Source organism: Paraburkholderia sp. JHI2823 (assembly GCF_038900695.1).
Lineage (GTDB): Bacteria > Pseudomonadota > Gammaproteobacteria > Burkholderiales > Burkholderiaceae > Paraburkholderia > Paraburkholderia mimosarum.
Window position 1 is genome coordinate 1 of the sequence record NZ_JAYMRY010000110.1, and the last position, 3,298, is coordinate 3,298.

The window sequence follows — 3,298 nt, forward strand, 5'->3', positions numbered from 1 at the left end:
TCGCCGCCTCAAAGGCTTCCGCCGCATCTTTTCGCGGTTCGAAAAACTGGACGTGATGTTCCTCGCCTTTATCAATTTCGCGCTCATCGTTGATGGGCTCAGATAGTGTGAACACGCCCTAGTTGATATCCATCCATTCCGGGCATGTTAACGTCAATCAACGCGATGTCAGGTGTGAAAGACTCCACGACTGCCAATGCTTCTGGACCATTGTGCGCCTGCCTTACATTGTGACCCTCGAGTGTCAGCAGCATCGCGAGTGCCTCGGTTGCATCCGCATTGTCGTCAACCAGCAGGATGCGGGCGGGAGGTATCCGGTGGGTTGGGGCAAAGCGCGCGATGGGCTGCGATGTACGACCGGCAGGCGCAGGGTAACCTCGGTTCCTTTGCCTTCGCCGTCGCTCCAAACGGATACGTCGCCCAGATGGGCGCGAACCAGAGACCTCACGACTGACAGACCAGGTCCAAGACCGCCCTCGGCCCGCATCCTGGCCGAATCGGACTGGAAGAAAACGTCAAAGACGTGCGGCAGCAGCTCTCGCGAAATGCCAATGCTGTTGTCGCGTATCCTGATGACCAGGTCCCTTGGGGTGTCATCTTCGGGAATCGTGCCAGGGTCCGGCGCATTCGCCTCCAGGGTGACTTCGCCTCCTGGCGGCGTATATTTGACGGCGTTCATCAGGACGTTTGGACCACCTGAGTCAGCCGCCCAGCGTTCGCAAAATCCGTCACAGGATACGGTGGCAGCATGACGCGAAGCCGGTGCCGGTGGTGCAACGCCACCTCGTTCACTGCACCGACCGCGTCTTTCACGATGTCGCCAAGCAGTGCGCTCGCGAGACGCACCGAGAGCTTCCCATGGCGGCATCTTTCGGCGTCGAGCAGGTCACTGATGATGCGCTTCAATTGCTGCATCTGTCGATTCGCAAGCGCCAGCGCGGACAGCACTGCCGGACTGCCGGACGCCAGCTTCTGTGCCGCCTGCAGCGCGCTATCGATCGGAGCCAGTGGCCGGCGCAGCTCGTGACCGAGCGCGGCGATGAATTTGTCCCTCGCGCTTTCGGCTTTGGACAACGCATTCCTCACTGTCTCGGCGCCAACGGCCCGCGCTTCGGCATCTGCCTTCGATCGTGCAATCGTCAACGCTGCGCAGGTGAAGTTTGCGAGGCTCGTCAAGATTCGGCAATGCTCGCTATCGAAACGATGACTGTCATGGGACATCACCCACAACACGCCGAGAACCTCGGGCGTGCCAGGTACGGGCACGACCAGTTCTTCAGTCACGTCAGAAACGATCCTCGCCAGGCAGTCGAAGTACCGCTTCGGAATAGTAAGGAGCTGCGGCGAATTCAATGCGATAGCGACACCACCTGGGCTTTCGTCAGTCGCCACGAGGTGTCCTTCCAGAGCCGCGCAGCGCCCAGCCACGGCAATCCATCGGAAAGACGTCCTGGCCGGCCCCTCGTAGGCGCAAAGTGATACCCCAGCGCTGCCAGCCCCACACAATGCCAGGGCGATGTCGACCAGCTTCTGTAGCATCGCCAGATGGGAGGTGGTCAGCGCCTGCGCCAGCGCATGCAGGGTTTCGTTTTCCGCAGCGTAATCGGGTGACCGGCGCGCACGGACGTCAAGCTGTGCGGTGATGACCGCACCCGCGACCTGGACGCGATCTACCGGAGATGACTGCCCAGACATCGCTTTTTCTCTCCCGAACGTGCTCTCAGTTCAATAATGCGTCATCGCTACGTTCCGCCCCGCTCCCAAGGTGTCGACAACCTTTCCGCAGACCGGTGACGCCATGTCGTATCTGCCAGCCCGCAGCACAGAAGCAAAATGACGATTTTAGGCCGTCGGCATCGAAAATTACAACCACAGGAGACCTTTCGGAGAGGTGGCATTAGATATCCTTCGGACGGCCCGCGATGTCTTTGCGCGCATGAACACTGTCGCCGCTCCGCAGATTGTCCGTTCCGACGCAGTCATCGACAACGAGTTTCGGGCCTTTACGCGCACACCGGTCACAGAAAAGACGGCGAGCGCGCGAGTCATTCCGAATGGCCTCGAGTACCTGGTCATCGGGAGGGATATCGAGCGCATCGGTGAACATGAAGAAAATCGCGGAGTTCACTGTCTACCTTGTCAACGGTATCGACATTCGACATGCGACGAGGGACTGGCTCGAGCAAAGCCCGCCTGAATAGACCCAGACACAATACGGCTCGAAAAGGCGAATGGTTCGAAACGCCGCGTCGGCCTACGGGACTGCAAAAGCCGCCGCACGGAGGAGCTACATCAAGGTCAGGAGCCAGTGGAAATGCTTACACCGGACCATGAACAAACCGCTGCGCCACAGTTCGATCGGACTGAACTATATATGTAGTGGTCAACTAATTTCGGACAGGCAGATAGGTTCTTTCGCTGTCGGTTTCGCCTCGTAGGCGGCGGGCGACAGATAACCCAGTGTGGAGTGCAAGCGCACCGGATTGTAGAAAGCGACGATGTACTGGTTGATATCGCGCCGCGCCTCATCGTGGTTGGCGTACTGACGCTGCCACACACGCTCCATCTTGAGGTTCAGGAAGAATCTCTCCATCACCGAGTTGTGTCGAGTAGCGCCCAGGAATCTCACCCGCACGCTCTCACAGATCCGGACGTGAATCTCTCGATTCATCCGGCTCCTATCGTTCAACCGACACCCCCAACGACCAATGTGGAAACAGGGCGGGCTGGCGAGCTCGAACGCCGTTCAGCCACGCCCACGCTCGCGCTTTGCGACCGTGAAGGGTTTTGTATTTTCGTTGTGCCCAGTGCACCAGCGCATAATCGATTGCGCGTAGGACATTGATGAGCACCGACCGGTGAAACCGCCCGTAATACTGAATCCAGCCGCTCAGGACCGGACGAGTCTTATCCGCCAACTCGTCCAGTCCGAGATCGTAGCGCCGCAGCCAACCCCGCCGACGCATGTCCTGCCGCATCGCCGTGGCAGCCTTGTTGCTGACCGCGGGAGTGAAGCTCGCAAATAATTTCCCCACGCGGTTCAGGGCGCTGCGCGCCCTGAATGTGTAGCCCAAGAAATCGAACTGACACATCGGGTGAGTTCCTCGTCTGTTTGCATCTTTGCAGTAAACGATCTTGGTCTTCTCTGGATGAAGTTCCAGCAGGCATTCCGCCATCCGTTGCTCCAGTTCCTGCCTGAGTGCGCGCGCATGCGCTTCACTTTTGCAATGACAGATAGCATCGTCAGCGTAGCGCTCGAAGGGAACTTCCGGGTGGTGTTTCTGCATCCACCGATCAA

4 protein-coding genes and 2 pseudogenes are annotated in these 3,298 nt (G+C 58.9%); 1 reads left to right on the forward strand and 5 read right to left on the reverse strand.

Features of this window, described 5'->3' with window-relative positions; all coding sequences use genetic code 11:
• Positions 1-106: pseudogene (locus VSR34_RS37625) on the forward strand (IS5/IS1182 family transposase); the annotation flags it as partial.
• Here the strand turns inward: VSR34_RS37625 and VSR34_RS37630 are convergent.
• The 5 genes and pseudogenes from VSR34_RS37630 to VSR34_RS37650 form a co-directional block, all read right to left on the reverse strand.
• Positions 99-254, reverse strand: a complete 156-nt coding sequence (locus VSR34_RS37630) for a response regulator (RefSeq protein ID WP_342965140.1) — start codon at positions 252-254, stop codon at positions 99-101. The pseudogene VSR34_RS37625 and the gene VSR34_RS37630 overlap by 8 nt on opposite strands.
• Positions 245-679, reverse strand: coding sequence for an ATP-binding protein (locus tag VSR34_RS37635; protein WP_342965141.1), 435 nt, complete (start codon positions 677-679; stop codon positions 245-247). The genes VSR34_RS37630 and VSR34_RS37635 overlap by 10 nt, the downstream gene beginning before the upstream one ends.
• Entirely contained in the window at positions 679-1,695 is a 1,017-nt protein-coding gene (locus VSR34_RS37640) for a histidine kinase dimerization/phospho-acceptor domain-containing protein (RefSeq protein WP_342965142.1), read from the reverse strand. The genes VSR34_RS37635 and VSR34_RS37640 overlap by 1 nt, the downstream gene beginning before the upstream one ends.
• A gap of 688 nt (positions 1,696-2,383) precedes the next feature.
• Positions 2,384-2,602: pseudogene (locus tag VSR34_RS37645) on the reverse strand (IS3 family transposase); the annotation flags it as partial.
• A 76-nt stretch (positions 2,603-2,678) separates the two neighbouring features.
• Positions 2,679-3,298, reverse strand: a 620-nt coding sequence (locus VSR34_RS37650; protein WP_342965143.1) for a group II intron maturase-specific domain-containing protein, incomplete at its 5' end; no start/stop codon positions are given.